Source organism: Bittarella massiliensis (ex Durand et al. 2017) (assembly GCF_009876955.1).
GTDB lineage: Bacteria > Bacillota > Clostridia > Oscillospirales > Ruminococcaceae > Bittarella > Bittarella massiliensis.
The window spans coordinates 1-24741 of record NZ_WWVY01000018.1 but is presented as its reverse complement, the minus strand read 5'-3'; the positions used below and the strand labels follow the sequence as shown (position 1 = coordinate 24741).

The 24741-nt window shown below is 64.9% G+C and carries 21 protein-coding genes; 10 read left to right on the top strand and 11 right to left on the bottom strand.

Annotated features, from left to right (window positions below; genetic code table 11):
- Nucleotides 1–306 precede the first annotated feature (306 nt).
- From GT748_RS13855 to GT748_RS13840, 4 genes are all read left to right on the top strand, one after another.
- Nucleotides 307–1005 (top strand): response regulator transcription factor, encoded by a 699-nt coding sequence (locus GT748_RS13855; RefSeq protein ID WP_044993066.1) that lies wholly within the window; start codon nt 307–309, stop codon nt 1003–1005.
- On the top strand, nt 980–3181 hold the full coding sequence (locus GT748_RS13850) for a sensor histidine kinase (protein ID WP_044993055.1): 2202 nt from the start codon (nt 980–982) through the stop codon (nt 3179–3181). The genes GT748_RS13855 and GT748_RS13850 overlap by 26 nt, the downstream gene beginning before the upstream one ends.
- A gap of 219 nt (nt 3182–3400) precedes the next feature.
- Entirely contained in the window at nt 3401–5134 is a 1734-nt protein-coding gene (locus GT748_RS13845) for a proline--tRNA ligase (protein ID WP_021660619.1), read from the top strand.
- A 140-nt stretch (nt 5135–5274) separates the two neighbouring features.
- Nucleotides 5275–6024, top strand: a complete 750-nt coding sequence (locus GT748_RS13840) for a BtpA/SgcQ family protein (protein WP_021660618.1) — start codon at nt 5275–5277, stop codon at nt 6022–6024.
- Nucleotides 6025–6122: 98 nt separating this feature from the next.
- Here the strand turns inward: GT748_RS13840 and GT748_RS13835 are convergent, their stop codons facing one another.
- The 5 genes from GT748_RS13835 to GT748_RS13815 form a co-directional block, all read right to left on the bottom strand.
- A complete protein-coding gene (locus tag GT748_RS13835) occupies nt 6123–6545 on the bottom strand; it encodes a DUF2871 domain-containing protein (RefSeq protein ID WP_021660617.1) in 423 nt (140 codons plus the stop codon).
- A 144-nt stretch (nt 6546–6689) separates the two neighbouring features.
- Entirely contained in the window at nt 6690–7673 is a 984-nt protein-coding gene (locus GT748_RS13830; protein WP_021660616.1) for an ornithine cyclodeaminase family protein, read from the bottom strand.
- A gap of 13 nt (nt 7674–7686) precedes the next feature.
- Nucleotides 7687–8652 carry a nucleoside hydrolase gene (locus tag GT748_RS13825; RefSeq protein WP_021660615.1) on the bottom strand — a complete coding sequence of 322 codons (966 nt, stop codon included), beginning with the start codon at nt 8650–8652 and terminating at the stop codon, nt 7687–7689.
- Nucleotides 8653–9225: 573 nt separating this feature from the next.
- Nucleotides 9226–9939, bottom strand: a complete 714-nt coding sequence (locus tag GT748_RS13820; protein WP_021660613.1) for a M24 family metallopeptidase — start codon at nt 9937–9939, stop codon at nt 9226–9228.
- Nucleotides 9939–10652: a M24 family metallopeptidase gene (locus GT748_RS13815; RefSeq protein WP_021660612.1), complete on the bottom strand. Its 714-nt coding sequence runs from the start codon at nt 10650–10652 to the stop codon at nt 9939–9941. The genes GT748_RS13820 and GT748_RS13815 overlap by 1 nt, the downstream gene beginning before the upstream one ends.
- 212 nt (nt 10653–10864) lie before the next feature.
- On the opposite strand from GT748_RS13815, the gene GT748_RS13810 reads away from it, so the two are divergent.
- From GT748_RS13810 to GT748_RS13800, 3 genes are all read left to right on the top strand, one after another.
- Entirely contained in the window at nt 10865–11677 is an 813-nt protein-coding gene (locus tag GT748_RS13810) for a BtpA/SgcQ family protein (RefSeq protein WP_052537702.1), read from the top strand.
- 111 nt (nt 11678–11788) lie between these two features.
- A complete protein-coding gene (locus tag GT748_RS13805; protein WP_021660610.1) occupies nt 11789–13147 on the top strand; it encodes an MATE family efflux transporter in 1359 nt (452 codons plus the stop codon).
- A 92-nt stretch (nt 13148–13239) separates the two neighbouring features.
- Nucleotides 13240–14430 carry a hypothetical protein gene (locus GT748_RS13800; protein WP_021660609.1) on the top strand — a complete coding sequence of 397 codons (1191 nt, stop codon included), beginning with the start codon at nt 13240–13242 and terminating at the stop codon, nt 14428–14430.
- A gap of 349 nt (nt 14431–14779) precedes the next feature.
- Here GT748_RS13800 and GT748_RS13795 read toward each other — a convergent pair whose 3' ends face one another.
- The 4 genes from GT748_RS13795 to GT748_RS13780 all read right to left on the bottom strand — a co-directional run bounded on the left by GT748_RS13795 (nt 14780) and on the right by GT748_RS13780 (nt 20723).
- Complete coding sequence (locus GT748_RS13795; RefSeq protein ID WP_044993054.1) at nt 14780–15277, bottom strand: CPBP family intramembrane glutamic endopeptidase; 498 nt, start codon at nt 15275–15277, stop codon at nt 14780–14782.
- A gap of 326 nt (nt 15278–15603) precedes the next feature.
- Nucleotides 15604–17415, bottom strand: a complete 1812-nt coding sequence (recQ, locus tag GT748_RS13790; RefSeq protein WP_021660606.1) for a DNA helicase RecQ — start codon at nt 17413–17415, stop codon at nt 15604–15606.
- 170 nt (nt 17416–17585) lie between these two features.
- Nucleotides 17586–19043 (bottom strand): polysaccharide deacetylase family protein, encoded by a 1458-nt coding sequence (locus GT748_RS13785; RefSeq protein WP_161213574.1) that lies wholly within the window; start codon nt 19041–19043, stop codon nt 17586–17588.
- A 219-nt stretch (nt 19044–19262) separates the two neighbouring features.
- On the bottom strand, nt 19263–20723 hold the full coding sequence (locus tag GT748_RS13780; protein ID WP_021660604.1) for an amidohydrolase: 1461 nt from the start codon (nt 20721–20723) through the stop codon (nt 19263–19265).
- A gap of 149 nt (nt 20724–20872) precedes the next feature.
- On the opposite strand from GT748_RS13780, the gene GT748_RS13775 reads away from it, so the two are divergent.
- On the top strand, nt 20873–21769 hold the full coding sequence (locus GT748_RS13775) for a LysR family transcriptional regulator (RefSeq protein ID WP_021660603.1): 897 nt from the start codon (nt 20873–20875) through the stop codon (nt 21767–21769).
- A gap of 64 nt (nt 21770–21833) precedes the next feature.
- Here GT748_RS13775 and GT748_RS13770 read toward each other — a convergent pair whose 3' ends face one another.
- Nucleotides 21834–22040: a DUF896 domain-containing protein gene (locus tag GT748_RS13770; protein ID WP_044993053.1), complete on the bottom strand. Its 207-nt coding sequence runs from the start codon at nt 22038–22040 to the stop codon at nt 21834–21836.
- 71 nt (nt 22041–22111) lie between these two features.
- Nucleotides 22112–23335, bottom strand: coding sequence for an MFS transporter (locus GT748_RS13765; protein ID WP_044993052.1), 1224 nt, complete (start codon nt 23333–23335; stop codon nt 22112–22114).
- Nucleotides 23336–23466: 131 nt separating this feature from the next.
- Between GT748_RS13765 and GT748_RS13760 the strand changes: the two genes are divergently transcribed.
- Together GT748_RS13760 and GT748_RS13755 are read left to right on the top strand one after the other, a co-directional pair.
- Complete coding sequence (locus GT748_RS13760) at nt 23467–24204, top strand: M48 family metallopeptidase (protein ID WP_021660600.1); 738 nt, start codon at nt 23467–23469, stop codon at nt 24202–24204.
- Between the two features lie 270 nt (nt 24205–24474).
- Nucleotides 24475–24741: hypothetical protein (locus GT748_RS13755; RefSeq protein ID WP_368034545.1), on the top strand; the 267-nt coding region annotated here is incomplete at its 3' end.

Genomic DNA, 24741 nt, shown 5'->3' with positions numbered 1-24741 from the left:
ATCACATTCAGAGCAGTTCAATTTTACTCAGAACTGCTATTTTTCTTGCTCTGAATCTGATACTTTCCTAAAGAATTGTAACACAAACGGCGGCGCGCCGCCGGGCCGAAGGGGCAAAAAAGCGAAAGAAAATCGTCACTTTTTTGGCGAGGCCCCGGTAAGAAACGGGGTTTACACTACTCCTAAACGCAGGGCGTGTGGTATACTAATGAAAGGCGACCGCGCGGCAAAAGCCGCCGCGGTCACCTCTAAATTGAGAAACACGCCCCCCGGGCGGAGGAGGACAATATGGCAGCGGCAAACAGCATGCAGGATCTGAACGTTCTGGTGGTGGACGACGACCGGGAAATCGTCAACGTCATCGAAATTTACCTGAAAAACGAAGGGCTGAACGTCCTCAAGGCCTACGACGGCATTCAGGCCATTCAGCAGCTGCGGGAAAATGAGATCCACCTGATTTTGATGGACATCATGATGCCCAAACTCGACGGCATCCAGACCACCCTCAAAATCAGGGAGCAAAACCAGATCCCCATCATCCTGGTTTCGGCCAAAGGGGAGGACACCGACAAGATCATCGGCCTGAATCTGGGGGCCGACGACTACATCGTCAAGCCCTTCAACCCCCTGGAACTGGTGGCCCGGGTCAAGAGCCAGCTGCGGCGGTACGTGACCTTCTCGGGCTCGTTCGGCGAGCGGGACGACGTGCTCCAGTGCGACGGACTGGTCATCAACAACACCACCAAAGAGGTGCTGGTGGACGGCGAACCGGTGCGGCTGACCCCCATCGAGTACAAAATCCTCCACCTGTTGATGCAAAACCAAGGGCGGGTCTTCTCCATCGACGAAATCTACGAGAAGGTGTGGAACGAGCCCAGCTTCAACGCCGAGAACACGGTGGCGGTGCACATCCGCCGCATCCGCGAGAAAATTGAGTTCGACCCGAAAAAGCCCAAGTATTTAAAGGTGGTGTGGGGACTTGGATACAAGATCGAAAAACTCTGACGCGCGGGGCCGCGCCCTGGCCCTGACCGCCTTTTTGCTGTTCTTCGCCTCGGTCATCAGCCTGACGCTGGCGGGCTTTTCCCTGCTGCAATACGCCCACTACCACACCCGGGACGGGGGCGACAACTTCTACCAGACCAGCGAATTCACCTATTCCATCAATAGCGTCATCAACCTCTGCAACGAGGGGCTGAGCGGCACCGCCCCCAACGCCGCGGCGGAGGGGACGGCGGAGGAATCCTCCAGCCTGATCACCTTCGGCAGCAACGCCAACTACCTGGACTCCCTCTCCTACGGGATGCAGGTCTACGCCAAAAACACCAAGAACGGGGCGGTCTACACCAACACCTCCTACCCCGACCAGGACGCCTTTCTCGCCTCCTGCCGGCAAAACCAGTACGACTTCTGGCTGATTTACGACCGGGGGACCACCACCGCCTATTACCGCCTGGAGGGCAGCGGCGAAGGGCAGCCGCCCCAGCAGGTGGAGTACACCGGCTACTACGGCGAGAGCTACCCCTTTTACTTCAACCCCTCCACCGACGGGGACGGAATGGTGCTCATCGCCATCCCCGACATCCGCACCTACTCCAACTCCGGGCTCTCGTCCACGGTGAACTACACCAACTGGCACGACAGTCTGGTCCTCTTTCGGGCCATGCCCCTCTGGATCAGCCTCTCCCTCATCGGGCTGGGGCTCTCGCTGGTGCTCCACCGCGCCCTGCGCCGCTTCGGCCAAGGGGTGGCCCGCCGCATCCGCCGCATCCCCTATGAGTTCAAGTACGTGCTGGGCATCCTCCTGGCGGTCGCCGCCGCGGGCAGCCTGCTGGATGGCTACGCCATCGCCTACTCCTCCATCCTCACCGAGGGCAACCCCTGGATGATGGCCATCCTCTTCTGGCTGTCGGTGCTGGGGCTCTACTGGGATCTCAAGTACAACGGCTTCAAGACCTTTCGGGTCAACATCCCCTCGGTCATCTTCTCCCTGGTGCGGCGCTACAACCTGCAATTCCCCTTTCAGCAAAAAATCCGCCGCCAGTTCCTGACCAGCCTGCTGGTGGCCATCTTCCTAGGCATCTTGGCCTTCCTCTCGGCAGCGCTGGCGCTGATGAGCTCGTCGGGCTTCTTCGTCCTGGTGGGGATGGGGCTGGCGGTGCTGGCCGTGGCCCTGGTGGGCAAACTGATTTTCGACTACTTCAAGATCATCCGCCAGCTGGGCCAGGTCATCGACTACGTGGGCGCCATCTCCCGGGGGGAATTGGACCAGACCATCTCCCTTGACCCGGAGGACGACCTCTACCCCCTCTTCCACGCGGTGCGGGATATGCAGGAGAACGTGAAAGGGGCCATCGAGACCCGCATCCACAGCGAGAAGATGAAGGTGGACCTGATCACCAACGTCTCCCACGACCTCAAGACCCCCCTGACCTCCATCATCAGCTACACCCAACTGCTGCGCCAGCAGACCCTCGACCCACCCGAGGCAAACGACTACGTCACCATCATCGACCAGAAGTCCCAGCGGCTCAAGAGCCTGGTGCAGGACATCTTCGACCTCTCCAAGGCCACTAGCGGCAACCTGGAATTGCAGCTGGCCCCACTGGACATCTGCCAGCTGCTGGAGCAGGCGGTGGGCGAGCTGGAAGAGGTGGTGGAGCGCAGCGGCATCGAGCTGATCCCCGGGCACAGCGAGCGGCCCCTTTACGTGCTCACCGACGGGGTGAAGCTCTACCGGGTCTTTGAAAACCTGATCGTCAACATCACCAAGTACTCCCTCCCCGGCTCCCGGGCCTACATCGACATTGTGGACAGCGAAAAGACGGTGTCGGTCATCTTCAAAAACATCTCCAGCTACCAGATGAACTTCGCCGGGGAGCAGATGAAGGAGCGGTTCGTGCGGGGCGACCTCTCCCGCACCACCGAGGGCAGCGGCCTGGGGCTGGCCATTGCCGACACCTTTGTCGACCGGCTGGGGGGCAAGCTCACCATCCTGGTGGACGGCGACCTCTTCAAGGCCATCGTCACCTTCCCCCAGATCCCCGCCCCCAAAACCGAGCGAGAGCTGGCCGAGCAGATGGAAGCCGCCCTGCCGGAAGCCCCCGAAAGGGCCCTCGAGCCGCCCGCCGACCCCGGACCCGACGAGGGGGGAGCCGACCCCTGCCCGACCAATCCCTGACAGCCGTAAAGGCCGCCCCGCCGCGGAAAAGGCGGGGCGGCCTTTTCCTTGGCACAGGGCGGACAAAGCGCCCCAAAAGGGCCTGGCGGCGGCATTTTGGGGTTTGACAGGGGCCTTGGGAAGATGCTACACTTACCTTATCTGTGAGACTGAAAATGGGCGGCCCGGCCGCCCCCTCTTTGGCCGGGCCGGAGAGGGCTAGAAAGGATCGTGCGAAAAATGAAAATGAGTGCACTCATCGGCGAGCGCTACAAGGAGTGGCCCTCAGAGGCGCAGCTCAAGAGCCACGGGCTGCTGATCCGGGGCGGATACATCCGCCAGGTCGGCGCGGGCATCTACTCCCTGCTGACCCCCGCCAAGCGGGTGGCCGCCAAAATCGAGAAGATCATCCGCCAAGAGATGGACCGCATCGACGGGCAGGAGGTCCTCTTCCCGGTGGTGCTGCCCCGGGAGCTGTGGGACGAGTCGGGCCGCTACGAGAGCGTGGGCAAAGAGCTGCTGCGCTTTACCGACCGCACCGGCCACGGGATGCTTTTGGGGATGACCCACGAGGAGGCGGCCGTCCACCTGGCCCGCACCGAGGGGAAGAGCTACCTGAAATACCCCTTTATGATCTACCAGATCCAGACCAAGTTCCGCGACGAGGCCCGGCCCCGGGGCGGGCTGATCCGGGTGCGGGAGTTCACCATGAAGGACGCCTACTCCTTCCACACCAACTGGGAGGACTTGGAGAAATACTACTACCGCTGTCACGAGGCCTATGAGCGCATCTACAAGCGGGCCGGGCTGGGGCACGTGGTCTCGGTCAAGTCCGACAGCGGGATGATGGGCGGCGCCATCGCCCACGAGTTCATGTTCCTCTGCGACGACGGCGAGGACACCATCGCCATCTGCCCCGAGTGCGGCTACCGCGCCAACATGGAGGTGGCCACCGGGGTGCTGGCCCCGGTGGAGGACCTGGGCGAGTGCAGAGAGCCCGAGCGGGTCCCCACCCCCGGCACCAAGGACATCGAGAGCCTGTGCGACTTTTTGGGCATCCCCCAAAACCGGCTGGTGAAGGCGGTGGTCTTCACCCGGGAGGACACCGGCAAGGCGGTGGTGGTCTTTGTGCGGGGCGACCTGGAGGTCAACGAGGCCAAGGTCCGCCGGCTGCTGGGCACCAACATCGCCCAGCGGGTGGACGAGGACGGCAGCGACCACATCGCCTACGGCTACATCGGGCCCCAGGGCCTGGATGAGGGGATCGAGGTCTGGTTTGACAACTCCCTCAAGGGGATGTACAACGTGGTCTGCGGCGGCAACGAGGTGGACGTCCACGTGAAGAACTGCGATCTGCGCGTCTACCCCGACGAGCGGTTTGCCGACCTGTGCAAGGTCACCGAGGAGATGGTCTGCCCCCAGTGCGGCAAGGCCCACATCACCCTCAAAAACGGCATCGAGGTGGGCAACATCTTCCAGCTGGGCGACAAGTACACCAAGTCCATGGGGATGACCTACGCCGACAAGGACGGCCAGCTCAAGACCCCCATCATGGGCTGCTACGGCATCGGCGTCGGGCGGCTGCTGGCCAGCGTCATCGAGGACGGGGCCGACGACTACGGCCCGGTCTGGCCCATCTCCATCGCCCCCTGGCAGGTGCACATCAACGCCATCAAGCGGGCCGACGAGTCGGTGAAGGAGCAGGCCGACGCCCTGTATGACCAGCTCTGCAGCGCCGGTTTCGAGGTGCTCTACGACGACCGCGACCTCTCGGCCGGGGTGCAGTTCGCCGACGCCGACCTGCTGGGGGTGCCCATCCGGGTGGTGGTGAGCCCCCGCAACCTGAAACAGGGCGTGGTGGAGCTCAAGACCAGGGACAAGTCGATTGCCGAGACGGTGCCGGTGGCCGAGGCCGCCAGCCGGGTCAAGGAGATCGCCGCCATGCTGCAAAAGCGTCTGGACGACCAGCTGTAAAGGCCGCCCGACAAAAGCAATAGAAAAACAGCTCCTCCGCCCGGCGCGCCGAGGCGGAGGGATGGTGCGCGGAGGAGCGGCGGCCGGGGTGATCGCCCCGACGCCGCTTTTCTGCCCAACGGACAGAGGAGGCGATCGCCATGCAAAAAAACAGCCGATTTCTCTCCCTCTTTTCGGCGTCAAAGCCGATTTTGGGGATGCTCCACCTGAAGGGGGACACCCCGGAGGAGACGGTGGAGCGGGCCATGCGGGAACTGGATACCCTGCTGGAAAACGGGGTCGACGGGGTGATCGTGGAGGACTACTACGGCACCGCCGACGAGGTGGAGCAGGTGCTCGCCCGCATCGCCGCCGAGCGGCCCCAGGCCGTGCGGGGGGTCAACGTCCTCCACGACCTGGACAGGGCCTTCGCCCTCGCCGGGGCCTACGGGGCCCAGTTCATCCAGTGGGACTCGGTGGCCGGGCACCTGAAACCCGAGGACGAGCCCGCCTTTGCCGAGCACCTGGCCGCCCTGCGGGCGGACAGCAGCGCCTGCCTGCTGGGCGGGGTGCGCTTTAAGTACCAGCCCTACCTCTCCGGCCGGCCGCTGGAGGAGGACATGGAGCTGGCCCTGGATCGCTGCGACGGCATCGTGGTGACCGGGGCGGGCACCGGTTTGGACACCGGGCTGGAAAAAATCCAGGCGTTCGGGCGGCTGATTGCCGGGCGGGTCCCCCTGATCGTGGGGGCCGGGCTGACTGCCGTGACCGCCGCCGAACAGTTGGCCCTAGCCGACGGAGCGATTGTGGGCAGCTATTTCAAAGAGGACCACAATGCCGAGAATGAGCTCTGCCCCGCCCACGTGGCCGACTTCATGGCGGCCGTCCGGCAGGCGCGAAACATCCAATAATTTACCATAAGTATATACTTAACTGGAAATAACAAAACAGGCGCAAACCGGGTGTTTTTCCGGACTGCGCCTGTTCTTTTTTTGCCGTCAAGCCCCTTCTAGCGATGACGCTGGGCAGCCGCCCGGCGGAGGAGGAGAAAGAGGAGGATAAAGGAGATGCCGGTGAGGATGTGCCCGATACCGGCAATCCCTGAAAGGGCGGCATCAGCCCCGCGGGAGAGGGGAAGGGCCAGCACCTGGACGGTGCCGCGGACAGCCATCATCACAGCGGTGAGGGCGACCCCCGCGTTGTAGAGCAGGTAAAACCGCCCGAAGCCGGGCGCCCGGGTGAGCGAGAGGGGCGCATCCAGGGCCGCCAACAGCAGAAAAATCACCATCCCCAGCAAAAACAGGTGGGTGTGGAGCTTGCCCAGGGCGGTGACGCCGGTGAACTGGTTGAACTTGGTGAACTCGCGGAAGTAGACCCCGCCCGCCAGGGCGGCCACCGCGTAAAAAAAGGCGGTGTCGATACACTTTTTCACAAATATTTTCCCCCTTGTAAAGGTTGCCGGGCCGGTGGCGCGGCCAAAAATAGCCCTGTACAGACAGGTGGTCTCTGTACAGAGCTATTCTAAACTTATTCTATCCAGTTTGTCAAATGCGCCCCCTCCTCGGGGATAAAGAAATTACCAGCTGGCGAGGGTGCCCAGGTCCTGCTCCTCGGCCAGGCGGTAGACCAGGGCGGCCGCCGCCAAGTCCTCGACGGCGATCCCCACTGACTCAAAGAGGGTGATTTCGCCCTCGTCCCGGCGGCCGGGAAGCTCCCCGGCGAGGACACGGCCGATCTCGCCCACCGCCTCCTCGGGGCTCCAGGCCCCCTCCTGCACGGGGATGACCAGGTCGCCGGTGTCCCGCAGGGCGGCCTCGGTCCAGTCCAAAAAGACCCGGGCCCGACAGACGGCAGCGGTGTCCACCTCGCGCACATGGGGGGCACAGGCGCCGACGGCGTTGACGTGGGCGCCCGGCTTCAGCCACCCCCCCAGGAGGACCGGCTGGGCCGACTGGGTGACGGTGCAGACGATGTCGGCGGGAACCACCGCCTCCTCCGCCGTTTTGCAGGGAACGGCCTTGACGCCGAAGGCCTGCTCGGCCCAGGCGCAGCAGCTCTCGGTGGCGGCGGGGGCGATGTCCCAGACATAGACCGTCTCAATGGGGCGAACGCTGCAGATGGCCTCGATGTGCAGCCGCCCTAGCCGCCCGGCCCCGAGGATGGCCAGGGCGGACGCATCGGCGCGGGCCAGGGCCTTGGTGGCGGCGGCGCTGGTGGCAGCGGTGCGCACCCCGGTGATCCCCTCGCCGTCGACAACGGCCAAAAGGGCGCCGGTGCCCCCGTCGAAGAGGGGGATGATCCCCTGGCTGGTGCCGTTTTCCTTGGCCTTTTGCCCGGGAAATACAATGACCTTGCTCCCCACCAGGGACTGGGCGGTGAGGGCCGAGCCCATGATGGCGAACATATTGCCCTCGGGCTGGGGGATCATCTGCCGCTGCAGGTTGACCGACTGGCCGGCGGAGACCTCTATCAGGGTGCGCTCCATCTCGGCGATGCAGTCCTCCATCCCGAGCAGCCGGGCGACCGTCTCCCGGTCGACAAGGCGGGTGCTGGCGTTCATCACGACCCCTCCCCTAGCGGTTTTTGCTCTGCTCGAGGCAGCCCTTGAGCCAGTCCATAAAGCACTTCATATCCACCTCTTCGGCAACCCAGCAGTTGGGGGCGCTGTTTGTCAGGCGGTGGTCCTTTTGCACATAGGTGTGGCCAAAGGTGTACTCGCCGGCACACTCCACGTCCACGTAGTAGTCGTGGCCGGAGACCACCCCGGGCAGGACGGCGGCGGCCAGAGCCAGGGCGTCGTGCATCAGGGTGTCCTCGCCGCCAAACTCGTCCCGGCGCATCCGCATGAAGTCGAGAATGTCGGCCACCAAGACGGCGTCTTTGGTGCCCATCCAGCGGATGATCTCACAGTCCTCGTCGGGGACAGCGGCCTTTTCGGTCACGTCGAGGCCGACCATCACCAGGGGGATGCCGGAGCGCAGGACGATGCGGGCCGCCTCGGGGTCGCAGAGGATGTTGAACTCCGCCACGGCAGTGGTGTTGCCGCCGTAAGCCGCGCCGCCCATGAAGGAAATTTTCTTGATGAGCCCCTCCTTGAGCCGGGGGTAGACCATCAGGGCGTGGGCGATGTTGGTCAGGGGGCCGACGGCCACGATCTCCAGTTCGCCGCCACAGGCCTGGGCCTCTTCCCAGATGGTCTCGACAGCGTTTTTCTCGTAGAAGGGCTCGCCGCACTCTGGCAGCACCACGTCGCCCATGCCGGTCTGGCCGTGGGTGGGCAGGCCGCCTGCCTCGTCGGCGTCCATCAGGCGGATTTTGTGCAGGTCCCGCAGGATGGGCTGGGGCGCGCCCTTGGCCACCTTTACCGGGAAGCCCAGCATCCGCGCCAGATTGAGGGAGTTGGGGGCGGTGTAGCAGAGGTCCACGTTGCCGGAGACGGTGGTGATGGCCCGCAGGTCGATGTCCGGGCTGTTGAGGGCAGCCACCAGGGCGATGGCATCGTCGGTCCCAGTGTCGCAGTCGATGATGATCTTGTGCATGGGATGTCCTCCTCTTTGTACAATTTGTTTATTTATAAAGGATATTCCAAACTGTTTATTTTGACTTTGCCCCACATGGGAGGCAAGTCTCTTTTGGCAGCCGCATCTTTCCGCGGCGGCCACTTGAATAAAGGGGGCAGCTGGTGTCTAGTGCCCCTGCTCTCGCGAGGCCGGGCCTCTCTCTCCCCGCATGGGGAATAGGGATGCTCAACAGCCCAAAGGGACATTTATATCTTTCAGAGAGCGGCATTCCCGTGTTTTGCCCCCCCGACAATACAGATTTCGGCAAGCACCCCTTTTCCCCACAGCCGTCTTGCCGCCCAGATGGTAAGAGCGCCGCAAATGTCGGGCTTCTCCCACAACTGTGGGGTCAAATTCTCGCTTTTTCCGCAGGAAGAATGGGACAGTTTACCGGTCCAAGGGAAGTTTGCATTTTTCGAGGGATGGGGACTGCATGCGTTTTTCTGTCCAGGCAATAGGAGTTGGGGGATGCCGGTTTTCTGCCACAACCACAGGCCCAAACCCGCCGAGGGCGGGTTTGACAACTTCATGGGGTGGGGACCCATGAAGTTGTTACATCTCCTTCAGCCGCCCGTCGACAAAGTAGTAGATGTTCTCCCGCTTGACACCGAAGGCGCCGCCCTGTTTGCAGATGTGGGGCTCAAAGGTAAAGCACTCGCACTCGGCGTCCTTGAGGGGGGTGGTGTTCCCCTTTTCAATGTAGATGCGGTCTTGCTGAAGAACGTTGATGGAGTGTCCCAGATTGCCCGAGTAGTCGAGATTTTTGCACCCCAGCCCGTCGATGAGGGCGTTGGCGGAGAAGTAGAGCTCCTCAAAGGTCATCTCGGGGCGGGCCACCTCCAGCAAAAAGCTGTGGAGTTTGAACTCCGCCTCGATGGCCGCCTTGTAGGCGGGGGTCTGCAATTCGCTGAGTTCTCTGACCACCCGGCCGTCCTCCACGAAGATGGTGCGGGCAAAGTCCCCCCAGCAGGTGCCCAGTGTGGGGGCCAGGTCGACGGTGATCACGTCGGTCTCCTGCACTCGGGTGTCGCCGGAGCGGTACTCCCGCCCCCCCTGGGAGATCAGGGTGCGCTCACCCACGTGCACCAGCGCCCCCACCCCGTGGTACCAAAAGGAGGTGGAGCCGTTTTGGATGAGGAGGATCTCGGCCTGGCGCTTGATCTGGTCCTCGGTCATGCCGGGAGCGACGTACTGCTCCAAATCCTCCATGGTGCGGCGGGCGATGTTCTGCGCCTCGGTGTAGCACTTGAGCTGTTGGATATTCATTAAAGCACCTCCAATTTGCCGCCTTTGCCAAAGGCGTACATATCCTCTCGCTTAAAGCCGTAACGGCCGGTCGGCCGCCGGATGTGGGGCTCAAAGGTAAAGGCCTCACAGGCGGAGAGGGGTTGATGGCAGTTCTCATCGATGAAGCGGCGGTTTTTGGCGTCCAGCTCCACCGAGTGGCCCAGGTTGCAGGAGAAGTCGAGGTTTTCAAAGCCCAATCCCCGCAGCTCCTCGCTCATCCGCCAGTAGAGCTCGGCAAAGGTCATGTCGGGGCGGGCGATGCGGCGCAGGGTCCGGTGCAGCTCGATCTCCGCCTCCAGCCCTTCGCGAAAGGCGGGGATGGTCAGCTCCTCCGGCTCGGTGATGGGGCGTCCCTCCTCCAGAAAGACGGTGCGGGCGTAGTCCCCCCAGTAAAAGCTGCGGGAAGGGGCCAGGTCCATCACCACACAGTCGTTGGGCTGCACCGCCAAATCGGTGACCCGGTAGGTGCGGGCGCTGCCCGAGAGGGTGGTGCGGGGGCCCACGTGGACGGTGGCGCCGATGCCGTAGCGCCAAAACGAGTCCGAGCCGTACTGGATGAGGAGCATCTCGACCCGGCGCTTGATCTCCCGCTCGGTCATGCCGGGGCAGATCTGGCGGGCGACCTCGGCAAAGGCCCTTTTGGCGATCTGCTGCGCCTCGCGGTTGCAGCGCAGGCAATCCACTGTGGACATAGAAAGACCCCTTTCGCAACATTTCTCTTCCCGCCCCGGGCGGGACGCCGGGTTTTTCGGCGGGCAACGACTTCTGCTCTTATAGTAGTACATTTTGCCCCCTCGCCGCAATAGCGGGAAATGGGCATTGCGGCAAATCTCCAAAAATGCTAGAATGAAGGCAGCTTTCTTGGCAATATTTCTCGACCGATCGAGATAGAGGGGTGTTTGGTTTGACAAAAGCGGAATTTGCCCAGATGATGGGCTGTGAAAAAACGGTGATCGGGATGGTGCACCTGCTGCCCCTGCCCGGCTCGCCCCGCTACGGCGGCAGCATGCGCGCCGTCTTTGAGGCGGCCCTGCGGGACCTGAAGGTCCTGGAGGGCGCGGGGGTGAAGGCGGCCATCATCGAAAACTTCGGCGACGTGCCCTACGGCACCGAAAACGAGTTCATCACCCTGGCCTGCATGACCTCGGTGGCCGCCCAGCTGCGGGAGCGCACCACCATGAAACTGGGCATCAACGTGCAGTACAACTGCGCGGTGGAGGAGTGGGGGATGGCCTATGCCTCCGGCGCCAACTTCATTCGGGTCGAGGCCTTTGTGGAGACCCGGGTGGGCACCCACGGCATCACTTATCCGGCCGCCCCGGCCCTGATGCGCGAGAAGGGGCGCTACCCCGCCCCCACACTGCTGTTTTGCGACGTGAACACCAAGCACACCGAGCCCCTGGTGCCGGTGCCCATCGCCGACAGCATCCACGAGGCCATTGAAGAGGGGGCCGACGCCCTCATCGTCACCGGGGTGGTGACCGGCCAGAACCCCACCCTGGAACAGGTGCAGGAATTTGCCGCGGCCGCCGGCGACACCCCGGTCCTGCTGGGCAGCGGGGTCAACGAGAAAAACGCCGCCGAGTTCTTCGCCGTGGCAGACGGGGCCATCATCGGCTCCAGCTTTAAAGAGGAGGGCAACGTCTGGAACCCGGTGGACCCCCAGCGGGTGCAGTCGTTCATGCAGACCCTCACCGAGGCAGGCTACCAGGTATAGCCCCCTCAAAACCGAAACGAACCGAAAAAAGCGGCGCTGTGCCCTGGGAGACCGGGAAGCGGCGCCCCTTTTGCGGCCTGGGGCCCTGCGCGGCCGGGAGGAAGGGACCAAATGAGCAGTGTGACCGATATGACCAGGGGGAAGCCCCTGCAGCTGATCTTGCGCTTTACCCTGCCCCTGTTTGTGGGCAACCTGTTTCAGCAGTTGTACAACGTGGTGGACTCCATCGTGGTGGGGCGCTTTGTCAGCAAAGACGCCCTGGCGGCGGTGGGGGCCTCCTTTTCACTGATGAACTTCATCACCGCCATCCTCATCGGCATCTGCATGGGGTGCGGGGTGGTCTTTTCACAGTACTTCGGGGCGGGGGACATCCCCCGGCTCAAGCGGGCGGTGAGCACCGCCCTGCTCTTTGCCGGGGGGCTGACGGTGGCGCTCACCGCCCTCTCCCTGGCCTTTGCCGGGCCGCTGCTGCGGCTGATCCAGATCCCCGAGGAGATTTTTGAGCTGACCCGGGGCTACATCCTCATCATCTTCGGGGGGCTGCCCTTTGTCTTCCTCTACAACGCGGGCGCCTTCCTGCTGCGCTCGCTTGGCAACTCCAAGGTGCCGCTGTACTTTCTCATCCTCTCCACCGCCCTGAACATCGTCCTGGACCTCCTCTTTGTGGTGGGCTTTGGCATGGGGGTGCAGGGGGCGGCCCTGGCGACGGTGGCGGCGCAGGCGGTCTCCTCGGTGTGCTGCATCCTCTACTGCCTCAAAAAACTGACCCTGCTGCGCTACGCCAAGGGGGAGTTCTGCTTCGACCGGGCCATCTTCGGCAAGATCGCCTCTTACGGGGTGCTGACCTCGGTGCAGCAGTCCATCATGAACCTGGGCATCCTGGCGGTACAGGGGATCGTCAACACCTTCGGCACCAACGTGATCGCCGCCTTTACGGTGGCGGTGAAGATCGAGGCCTTTGCCTATCTGCCGGTGCAGGATTTCGGCAACGCCTTCTCCACCTATGTGGCCCAGAACAAGGGCGGCGGGCGGATGGACCGCATCCGCCAGGGCACCAAGGTCTGCATCGGCACCATCCTCTGCGCCTGTTTTGTCATCTCGCTGGCGGTGGTGGTCTTTGCCCGGCCGCTGATGGGCATCTTCCTCGCCCCGGAAGAGGGGGCGGTCATCGCCACCGGGGTGAACTACCTGCGGGTGGTGGCCCCCTTCTACGCCCTCATCGGCTTTCTCTTCATGCACTACGGCTTCTACCGCGGGCTGGGCGACCTGCCCATGTCCATCCTGCTGACGGTGATTTCGCTGGGACTGCGGGTGGCGCTGGCGGCCGCCCTCTCGATTCCCTTCGGCCCGGCGGGCATCTGGTGGTCGATCCCCATCGGCTGGCTCTGCGCCGACTTGGTGGGCTTTGCCAAGATGGGCCGCTCCCTGCGGGGGGCCGCCGGGGAAGATTTGCCCAAAAAGGCGGGGTAAACCCTGTGTACTCCACCCCTTGTGCTGGGGGTGGGGGAGCGGGTAATATAAAAGTGTATGAGTGAGCAAACACGATTATTTGGAGGTGCGCAATGAAAATCGGCGTGTATGACCTGCAGACCGCCAACCTGAACGCTGACCGCCCCGGCCGGGACAGCGACCCCTTTTTCAGCCAACTGGAAAAGGCCCTGGGCCAACCCCTCGTCCACTGCCAGCCGGAGGAGCTGGCCGGCTGCGACCTGCCCCTGGTCTTTATCGGCGGGGGCGGCAGCGAGGGGTTCTTCCTCCAGCAACTGCCCAAGTTGGAGGGGCCGATCTTCCTGCTGACCACCGGGGGGAACAACTCCCTGGCGGCCTCGCTGGAGATCCTCTCCTACCTGCAGCGCCACGGCCGCAGCGGCGAGATCCTGCACGGCAGCTGCGAAAAGGTGGCCGCCCGCATCCTGCTGCTGGCCCGGGTGTTCGGGGCCCGGCGCTCCCTGCGGGGGGCCAAGCTGGGGTCGGTGGGCGCCCCCAGCGACTGGCTGATCGCCAGCGGGGTCAACCCCCAGTCGGTCAAGCAGGTGTCGGGATTGGAGCTGGTGGACATCTCGATGGAGGAGTTCATGCGGGAGATCGACCGGCACGAGTACACCCCCAACGCCTTCACCGAGGAAGCCCTGGCCAAGAAGTACAGCCCCGAAGACACCGAGAAGTCCCTCTGGATCTACGGCGCCCTCAAGCGGCTGTGCGAGAAATACGGCCTGCTGGGGGTGACGGTGCGCTGCTTTGACCTGTTGCCCACCGTCAAGGGCACCAGCTGCCTGGCCCTGGCCATCCTCAACGCCGAGGGGATCTACGCCGGCTGCGAGGGGGATATGACCTCGCTGATCTCCATGGCGGTGATGGGGCAGCTCACCGGCAAACCGGTCTTCATGTGCAACCCCTCCCGCCTGGATGCGGAGGAGAGCGAGATCGTGCTGGCCCACTGCACCCTGCCCATGCAGATGCCCCAAAGCTACACCTTCACCACCCACTTCGAGTCGGGGCTGGGAGTGGCCCTGGACGGGCAGATCGCCCCCGGGCCCTGCACCGTCTTCAAGTGCGCGGGGGACTTCAGCCGCCACTTTGCCGCCGCCGGCACCATTGTGGAGAACCTGCAGGACCCGACCCTCTGCCGGACCCAGATCCGGGTGCGGCTGCCCGGCGGGGTAGACTACTTCACCCGGGAGCCCATCGGCAACCACCACCTGGTCTGCCTGGGCGACGAGACCGAGGCCATCGAGGAGTTCTTCCGCTGGTAAACACAGCCCAAAAAATCAACTTGCAAAAAAGAGCCCTACAGATGTAGGGCTCTTTTTTAAAATTGGCCGGGAAAGCCCCTCCTCCCACAGCCAGCCGCGCATCCGCCCATCGAGAGATCGGGCCGTTCGATTTTCCGGCGCAGGTCGATTTTCCGGCGCAGGTCGGCCGACGCCAAAGGCGTTCCCCACATCGCTCAAGAAGGGCCGTCTCCTCTACCATCCAAGAGGCGGGAAAACGGAAGACAGATATTTCCGCCAAGGCGACACGACCACTTCCCTCTTCCGCGCGGAGCGCTCTCACCGGCGGGCTTCTCTATTTCGCAAAGGGGGGCGCCTCATCCGGGGGCCGTCAGCGGTCAAGAACGGCCAGGGTCGCCCCTTCTGCCAGGGCAATGGCCAAGGGGAGGAGGGCGGCAAAAACACTGCTGCCGGATGCAGAAACAGGAGCAAACAGATGGATGAACCCGTTTCCCGTGCAGTGGTAGAGCATGGCCGGCAGCAGGTTTCCCCCTCCTCGCCGCCACAGCCAGTCATAGAGATAGCTGTCCAGGATACAGCTGGCAGCCAGCAGGAGAAACGGGGTCTCCATCCGCCCGGCGAGGTAGAAGTGGTAATGCCAAAGCGCCCAGATCGCACCCACCGCCGGCGGCACCCAACGGGCGGGGAGCCGCTGGGTCAACGCGCCCTGCAACAGGCCGCGCCCCCCTCCCTCTTCCGCCACCAGGGCCCAGAGGATGACCACCACCTCGCTCCCTGAAAGGCGGGCAGGGGTCAGCGAGGCGCCGGCCACAGCGCACGACAGCAGCCAGGGCAGCAGGAATTGCAGCAAGGGCAGGACAACGGCCAAGGCAAGGCATCCCCCTGACAGCCGAGGGGTAAAACTGCGGGCCAAAAAGGCACGCACCTCTGCTCGCCCTCCACCGAGGGCGGCAGTCAGCAAAGCGGCGACGCTGGGGGCGGCAGCGGCCGCCCCATAGAGCAGGAAGTCCAGCCCGGCGCAACCAGTGCGCCCCATCAACAGGGCGCAGGGCAGAGGGAGGAGAAAGGCCAGAAGAGGAAAAGAGGAAGACGCCCACGCTCTTGCACCTAGTGTCCTCCCCCCTTTCGCCGTCGGACAGAGTAGCTGTCAACAACCGTTTTATACTTTTGGTATTTTTACTTTAAATAATACAGTTACTCTCCCTCTTCTCGGAAGGCGGCAATGGCCTCCAGAAAGAGCTCGCCGTACCGCCCCAGCTTGGATTCGCCCACGCCGGGCACCTCCAACAGCTGGGCGGGGGTGGTGGGCTGAAGGGCGCTGATCTGCTTGAGGGTGGCGTCGGTAAAGACCACGTAGGCGGGCACGCTCTGCCGCCGGGCAATCTGGGCCCGCAAGGCACGCAGCTTTTGAAAGAGGGCGGGGTCGTAGAAGTCGTCGGCCGCCGCCCGACGCTCCACCCGCTTTTGGCGGATGATGACCGGCTCCCCCTCTTCCAACACCGCTCTGGCCCCCTCCCCCAACCGCAGCAGGGGGTACTGCCCCTCGGTGGTCTGAAGGATATCCTGCTCGCAGAGGGCGGAGATATAGCCCTTGATCTTGACCCCCGAGAGGTGGGAGAGGCTGCCGAAGAGGGGGTTTTCAGCCAGGGAAAAGCGCTGGATGCGGGCGGTCTCGCTCCCCTTCAGCAGTTCGCCGATGACCCCGGCCCCAAAGCGGCCGCGGACGCTGCGCACCGCCTGCAAAATGAGGGAGGCTGCCTCGCTGATGTCCTCCTCGGTGTAATCTCCCAAACAGGAGGAGCAGTTGCCGCAGCGGTCGGGGGCGTGCTCCCCAAAGTAGCGCAGGATGTACTGGCGCAGACAGCCGGTGGCGGTGCAGTAGCCCTGCATCTGGCGGAGCTTGTCGTACTCCTTCGCCCGCAGTTGCTCGACCTGCTGGGGAGTGAGGTCGGTGTCGGGGTTTTCAAAGCTCTGGTCGATAAAGAAGAGGGCGGTGCGCACGTCCTGCCCGCTGTATAGGAGGATGCACTCGGCCGGGCTGCCGTCCCGCCCGGCGCGGCCCGCCTCCTGGTAGTAGCTCTCCATGTTCTTGGGCATGTTGTAGTGCAGCACGTAGGAGACGTTTGACTTGTCGATCCCCATACCAAAGGCGTTGGTGGCCACCATTACCCGGCTGCGGTCGTAGAGGAAATCCTCCTGGTTCTGGCGGCGCTCCTCGTCGGAGAGGCCGGCGTGGTAGCGGGTGGCGTCCACCCCGGCGGCCACCAGGGACTGGCAGACCTGTTCCACCGCCTTGCGGGTGGAGCAGTAGACGATGCCGCTCTTCTCCCCGTTCTGGCGGACATATTGGCGGACATAGTCCATCTTGGACTTGGGGGTCTCCACCCCAAAGTAGAGGTTTTGCCGGTCAAAGCCGGTGGTGATGCAGAGGGGGTCTTGCAGCCCCAAAATCTTCAGCACGTCCCCCCGGACGGCGGCGGTGGCGGTGGCGGTGAAGGCCGCCAGCACTGGGCGGCGGGGCAGGGCCTCGAGAAAGGCGGGGATCTGCAGGTAGCTGGGGCGAAAGTCGTGCCCCCACTGGGAGACACAGTGCGCCTCGTCCACCGCCACCAGGGAGATGTTGGCCTGCTGCGCAAAGGAGAGGAACCCCTCGGTCCCCAGCCGCTCAGGGGCCACATAGATGATTTTGTAGACCCCGTCCTTGCAGTTTTGCAGGGCCTTGCGGTACTGGGGAAAGGTGAGGGAGCTGTTGAGGTAGGCCGCCCGCACCCCCATCTGTAAAAGGGCCCCCACCTGGTCCTTCATCAGGGAGATGAGGGGGGAGATGACCAGGGCCACGCCGTCCATGGCCAGGGCGGGGACCTGGTAGCAGATGGATTTTCCCGCCCCGGTGGGCATGATGGCCAGGGCGTCCCGCCCCTCTAAGATGGCGGAGACCACCTCCCCCTGCCCAGGGCGAAAGGAGGGGTAGCCGTAGTACTTTCTGAGGATGTCGTTGGGGTTCATGGGGGCTCCTTCCCGAATGCAGATTGTCCCGTTCCCCCCGGCGCTCCGCTGGGCCAAGGAGGGCAACGGCAGAGATAAAGACTCTTTTTAGAGTAGTACAAAAGGCGGCAAAAAACAACCCCTTTCGACCCGCTGCGCGGCGGGGCCGAAAGGGGTTTGCGCAAAATCCGTCAGCGGACGGTGCGGGCGCTGAAGTAGACCTTCCCTGCCTCCAGGGGGATGCCCTTCGCCTGGTAGAGCTCCTCCACCGTGACCAGCTGGTAGTCCTTGGCCAGCTCGGCGATCAGGGTATCGCAGGCGTCGGCGGTGGTGGGGTGGATGTCGTGCATGAGGACGATGTCCCCGTCGCGGACGTTCTGGCGCACCGCCCGGATCACCGCGTCGGCGTTGCGGCTCTTCCAGTCCAGGGTGTCCACCGACCACATGATGAGGGGGTGGGGCACCTTCTCGCGGGTGGTGTCGTCGTAGGCGCCGTAGGGCGGGCGCAGGGCCTTTGGCTGGCCAGGCAAGATCGCGCCGATGGCCTCGTCGGCCCCCTGCACCTGCTGGGCAAACTCCCCCTCGTCGCACTTGGGCAGGGACTTGTGGCTGTAGGTGTGGCTGGCCACCATGTGCCCCTCGGCGTACTCGCGGGCCAGGATGTCGGGGTAGCTGCCGACCCGGTTGCCCAGCACAAAGAAGGTGGCGCGGCCGCCCACCTCCCCCAGCCGGTCGAGGATGCGGCCGGTCACGTCGGGGCGGGGGCCGTCGTCAAAGGTGAGGGCGATCATCGGCTTGTTGGGGTCCACGTAGCGGCCGGTCTTCACCCGCTCTACCAGGGCGGAGGTGCCCATGGGGGAAAGGCTCCCGGCGAGGAACTTGGCGCTCTCCTTTTCGGTGAGCTCGTCCTGGTCCCAGGCGAGGTAGGGCTTGAGCTGGTCGTAGGACAGGTCGACCACCGGAACGCCGTAGGCGCCGGGGAGGAGGAGGTAGCGGGGGAAGTAGAAGCGGACCCCCTGGGCGGTGAGTGCAAAGCGGCTGAAGACCCCCTCCTGGGCAAAGCCCTCCGCCAGAAAGGCCGGGTCCTCCGCCCCCTCGCGGTAGTCCTCGCTCGCGCGCAAAAAGTCGCCCACCAACTGCTCCAGGGCCGGGCGGTAGTCCCCCTGAAAAAAGTCTCCCTCCCCTAGCCGGCGGCCGTCGCGGCTGTCAAAGACCAGGGTCTCCACCCCGGTGGAGGGGTGGGCCATATTGGGATCGCTCATCTCTATGTGAAAGACCACCGAGACCACCGGCCCGGCCCGGTAGCTCTCGTAGTCCACCGTGAGGACGGCCCGCTCCTGGGGAGATGGGGCGCGGTAGTCGGCGAGGTCGCTCAAAAAGGTGTCGATGAAGGAGCCGACCGTCTCAGCGATGGCGTTGTCGGCGGCCTCATTGCCCAGGTGGGGGTAGTGGACGCTGTAGGCGGTGTTCTCCTGATAATCGATTTTGGAGCGGATCTTTCCCACCTGCCGGGTCTCCTCCCGGACAGCAAAGGGGCCCTGGGCCAACTGCTCGTCGGAGGATGGCCGGGGAGAGAGGGCGAAGGCCAAAGAGTTCAAGGAGAGGACGAGGGCGGCGAGGAGAAGGGAGATGACACCCAGGCCAACCACCCGTTTGGCCCCCCGATTTTGTCTTTTTTTCACCGATTTGCCGTTCATCCTTCTGCGCCGCCTCCCGTCTCCATTGCGGACTTCATCCGCTTCTCAGGGCCCCATTGTAGCATTCCCCCGCTCGGCCCCACAAGTGCGTTTCGCAGATTGTAATAGTTTGTAAACTCTTGTCATTTTTTCTTCATTTATCCGCCAGAAAAAGGGACTGGCGCCGGGGGATCAGCTCTCGGACTGGGCGCCCCGGACGGCGATCGGCCGCGCCTCCGGCGGGATGGGGAGGTACTGCCGGCCCGCCAACTGGGCGCGGTGCTCCTCCCCCGCGGCGCGCAGGAGGTCGGGGCGCTGCAACAGGTCGATGGCCGAGGCGGCCATCACCTTGGCGGCGTAGAGGGTGCCCTTGTGGGCGATGCTGCTCTTCCCCTGGGCGGTGCGCTGCCAGGAGTGCCCCGGCGTACCGGCGGCCATGGTGGCGACCATGATCTGGGCGGTGGGGCAGAGCCAGCTCACATCCCCCACGTCGGTGGAGGAGGAGAGAAACGCCTCGCCCCCCACCGCCGGGACCACAAAGTTGTGGATGGGCTCCGCCCGGTGGGCCTCGGCCAGGGCCTTCCCCGCGGGGCCCAGCTGCCCGGCCATGGCCGCCAGGGTGCCGCCGCCCGCGGGCAGGGTGTCGCAGTAGGCCCGGGCAAAGGCCAGCTCCTCCTCGCTGTACAGGGGCAGGGGGACGGCCGCCAGGTTCTCCCCCATCACCCCGGCCAGGGTGTGGTTGGGGAGCAGCTCGCTGCAGGCCTTGACGAACCGGCATTCCACCTGGGTGCCGGTCATCAGGGCCGCGCCCCGGGCCACGTCGTCCACCCGGGCACGGATCTCCTCCACCTGGCTGCGCTGGGGGGCGCGGATGAGGTAGAGCGCCTCGGCATAGGCCTGCACCACGTTGGGAGAATAGCCGCCGGTGTCGGTGACGGCGTAGTGGACGCGGGCCTCGGGAATGATGTGCTCGCGCAAAAACTGAACGCCGGTGTTGAGGAGGGTGACGGCGTCGAGAGCGCTGCGCCCCAGGTGGGGGGCGCTGGCGGCGTGGGAACTGCGGCCGGTGAAGCGGTAGAGCACCTCGCAGTTGGCCAGACAGCGGGCGGAGGTGGCGGCGTTGAGCTCGCCCGGATGCCAGCAGAGGGCGCAGTCCAGCCCGTCAAAGGCACCGTCCCGCGCCATGAAGGCCTTGCCCGCCCCCGCCTCCTCCCCCGGGCAGCCGAAGTAGACGACCTTTCCGGGCGCGCCGGTGGCGGCGAGGTACTCCTTCACCGCCAGGGCCGCCCCGAGGGAGCCGACCCCCAGCAGGTTGTGCCCGCAGCCGTGGCCGGGACCGCCGGGGACGAGGGGGTCGGGGGCAAGGGCCCCGGCGCGCTGGCTCATCCCCGAGAGGGCGTCGTACTCGCCCAGGATGCCGATGGTCGGCCCGCCCGTCCCAAAGGCGGCGGAGAAGGCGGTCTCCAGCCCCCCCAGCCCCCAGGTGAGGGCAAAACCGGCCTTCTCCAGCGCCGCGGCCAGGGTGCGGGCGGCAAAGTGCTCTTCAAACGAAGTTTCGGGCCGGTCCCAGATGGCGTCGCCCAGGGCGGCCAGTTGGGGGGCGCGGAGGTCAAGGGCGTCCAGGGCCCGCTGCTTTTGCTGTGCCAGATCCATCTCTCTTCTTCCTTTCTGTCTGGTCCTTTCCCTCGGGGGGAAAAGTGTGGTAGGATGGGTGTAGAAAGAGTATAGCACCGCCGCGGCCGGGCGGGGCATACGGATGTTTTATCCCCCCATTGGGGGCGGACCGGCAGAGGAGGGGTCTCATGAATACACAACAGCTCGCCATTGCGGCGGCGGTGGCCAAAAACCGCTCCATCTCCAAGGCAGCGCGGGAGCTCTATCTCTCGCAGCCCCACGTCAGCCAGCAGATCCGCGCCCTGGAAGAGGAGGTGGGATTTGCCGTCTTTGTCCGCAGCAACCGGGGCATCGCCGTGACCGCCCGGGGGGAGGAGCTGCTGCGCCGGGGGCAGGTGATCTTGGAGGAGGCGGCGGCCATCGCCGCCCTGGCCGAGGGGGAGGAGCCCTGCCGGCTGTCGGTGATGGCCCCGGCCAGCCTGCGCGTCGAGCGGGCCTTTGCCCGGCTGTGCGAGGAGTACCGGGATCGGCGCCCCCTCCTGCTGCAACTGAGGCGGGGCGGGTGGAGCGAGGCGGTGGAGCAGCTGGGCCGGGGCGCCGTGGACATGGCGGTGGTCCTCTGCCCCCCGGGGGACGACATCGGGGAACAGGCCGCCCTGCTGGAGCGGCGGCAGATTGCCCACACCCCTTTGGGAAGACAGCCCTTTGCCCTGACCGCAGCCCGGGAGCACCCCCTGGCGGAGGGGCCGCTGGACCCCGAACGGCTGCTGGGGTACCCCTGTATCCTCTACGGCGGCCTGGGTCAGTTGGAGGGGTACTTCCCCGCCGACTACCGCCGCTGCCTGACAGCTGCCCGCCGCATCGAGGTGGAAGACCGGGAGGTGCGGCTGCGGCTGGCCGCCGGACAGGTGGGGTACCTGGTGGGGATCCCCCTGCACCCCAGCCAGTTGGAGGGGTACCGCCTGGTGAGCCGGGAACTGCCGGGGGCCGGCTGCGAGATGGCCCTGCTCTGCCGGCGGGAGCGGGCGCAGGATCCGGTGGCCCGGCGCTTCGCCCAGCTGGTGCGCGGGGAGATGGGCCATTAGGCCGCAGAGGACAAAAAGAGGGGGCGCTGTCTTGTGACAGCGCTCCCTCTCGGGTGTTGCGGCTTTACTCGCCCTTCTTTTTCAGAGGGGTCTGGTTTCCCTGGGCGTCCACCAGGACGACCCGGTCGAGCTGGCTGCGCAGATTTTCGCGGCAGTAGGCCAGGTACTCCTGGCGCAGGGCCTGGCGCTCGGCGCTCTCCTCCTCGGTGAGGGGGCGCTCTTTGGCCAGGTGGGCCAACTCGTTGATCCGCTGGATTTTTTCTCTCTCCATCTTGGGGCGGGCTCCTTTCCCGGCCCGGGGCGGGCCTTCACTGGTCATTGTAGCGCCTGTGGCCTCCCTTTTCAAGCCCCCGCGGGGCGCTCGCCGGGGTCGGACACCGGCTTCTGGCGTAGGCTGAAGCCCACCAGGCAGAGCCCCGCCGCCGCCAGGGCAGTGTAGACGACAAACATGATCCGCAGACTGGCATAAGCCAGAAAGAGGCTGGCCAGGGCGTTGCCCACAATGCCGCAGACAGCCACCTGCACCGCCGCCGAGAGGGCGATGGCCGAGGAGCGCAGCCGCTGGGGGGTGACCGAGGCGGTGTAGCGGATGAGGGCGGGGTTGTAGAGCCCCAGGGCCGCCGCCTCCAACAGCTGCATGTAGATGGCCACCTGCAGGGAGCCTGCCAGGGCGAAGGAGAGGCTGCGCCCCACCACCAGCACGCAGGCGAAGAAGAGCACCTTCTTATTGGAAAACCGCTTTTCCAGCTTGGGGTAGAGGAGCATGAAGGGGAAGACCCCCACCGACATCATGGTGACGGCCATCCCCTGGTCGCCGGCCGTCCCCCCGAACTGGCCGATGAGCATGGGCAGGTAGGTGACCACCGCCCGGTTGCCGATGTTGAGCAGGAGCAGCCCCCCCAGCAGCAGGGCGAAGGCCCGATTTTTGAGGAGCGCCTTGCCCGCCTGCCAAAAGGTGTAGTGTCCCTCCCCCTGCCGCTGGCCGGCGCGGTTTTTGCAGGGCACCGAGGCAAAGAGACAGGCCGCCACCAGGGCCGGGGCCATAAAGGCCGCGTGCAGCCAGAAGATGGTCCCCTCCCCCCAGGCGGAGATGGCCCTGCCCACCAAAAAGCCGGCCACCGCGCAGGTAAAGGCCCCGATCCCCCGGGCCACGCTGTAGACGATGCGGGCGTTCTTCTCGGCCGCCTGGGTGGTCCAGGAGTCCAGCAGGGTCACCAGGGACTGGTCGAAAAAGGCCAGCGCCAGCACCGCCGCGGCCGCCAGGGGGAACGACGAGGTGGCCAGGGGCACCAGGAACCCCACCGGGATGGCCCCGCCCATGAGGGCGAGGACGATCCACTTGATGGGGACCTTGCTGTCGGCCAGGTAGCCCAAGAGGGGCTGCGCCACCAGGCTGACCGCCGCCATCAGCGAGTAGATGACGCCCACCTGGGCGTCGGTGATGGAGCGGCTCTTCAAAAAGACCGCCATAAAGGAGAAGGAGGCGGTGTAGGCCATGTAGTAAAAGCCGTAGGCCGCGCCGATCGCCCAGGGCTCGCCCCTCCCCCGCTGCCGCTGCTTGTTCACCTGTACCGCCCCTTTCCCGCCGGTTTCTCTGATTCCATATTGTGTCAAACCGGCTTTTGCTATACAATAGACCCAGTCTGTTTTTGCCGCGGCCCGCAGAGGCCGCCAAATGGGAAAGGGGGGAGCCGCCGATGGAGCGCAGCCTGGAGACCGAGAGCGGGATCCTCCGCTACCGCTGTGAGCGCAAGCGGGTCAAAAATATCAACGTGCGCATCGACCGGGAGGGGCAGGTGCTGGTCTCCTACCCGGCGGGCTGCCCCCTGTCGGCGGTGGAGGCGTTTTTGCGCCAGAAGTCCCGCTGGATCGCCCGCGCCCAGGAGCGGATGGCCCGCCGCGCCGTTCAGGCCCAGCAGCCCCGGCACGTGCAGACCGGCGAGCGGGTGGAATTGCTGGGCAAGCCCTACACCCTGCGCATCTGCCAGGCCCTGCCCCCGGTGGCGAGCGAGCCCGACGGGCCCGGCCTCGCCTGGGAGGGCATCCTCTTTTTAAAGGTGGAGGATCCCGAGCGGGAGGAGAGCCGCAAGGCCGCCTTCGCCCGCTTTGTGGACTGTTGCAGCGCCCGGGTCTTTGCCGACGCCAACGACCAGGTGGCCCCCCTCTTTGCCCCCCTGGGGGTGCCCCGGGCCGAGGTGCGGGGGCGGCGGATGACCGCCCGCTGGGGCACCTGCCACACCCAAAAGGGGCAGATCACCCTCAACAAATTCCTCCTCCACCTGCCCCGCCAATGCCTCTGTGGGGTGCTGGTGCACGAGTACGCCCACTTTCTCTACCCCGACCACGGGGAGCGATTTTGGGCCCTGGTCCGCCACCTCGACCCCCAAAACCCCCAGACCGAGGCGCTGCTGCGGGGCTACTCGCCCCACTTCTAGGGGCGCTTCCCCTTGTCAAAACGTTTGCGCAAATTGCACAAATCCCCTGCTCCCACCCCGGCCAAAGCGCTGAAAATGGGGAGGAGCGGTTGTGCTGGGGAAAAAGGCGTGTTACCATACCGTTGACACAGTGCGACTGCGCGCTGCCCATCTGGCCCCCTGCCGGGCAATTTTACGGGCGCCGCCGCGCGGTGCAAAGAGGGATTGACCGGCGCCAGAGGCGCCTTTTTTTGCGCCCACCGCACCGATTTTGAAACGGAGGGAACCCCTATGCCTGTAAAAGCCTACGATATGCTCGCCCACACCCTGACGCGCGCCGGCATCCCCGGCCCCAAGGCCCTGCAAGCCCTGCGCCACTACGTGGTGGCGGGGGAGGTGGACCGCGCCTGCGACGTGGCCTTTGACATGTACCGCACCAGCGAGGACTGGGAGGGCCGCATCTGGGACGAGCTGATGCAGATCGCCCTGCAAGAGGTGGGGCTGGCCGACCCCTACGCGGTGGAGCAGGTGCACAGCCTGCGCAAGATCAAGGAGACC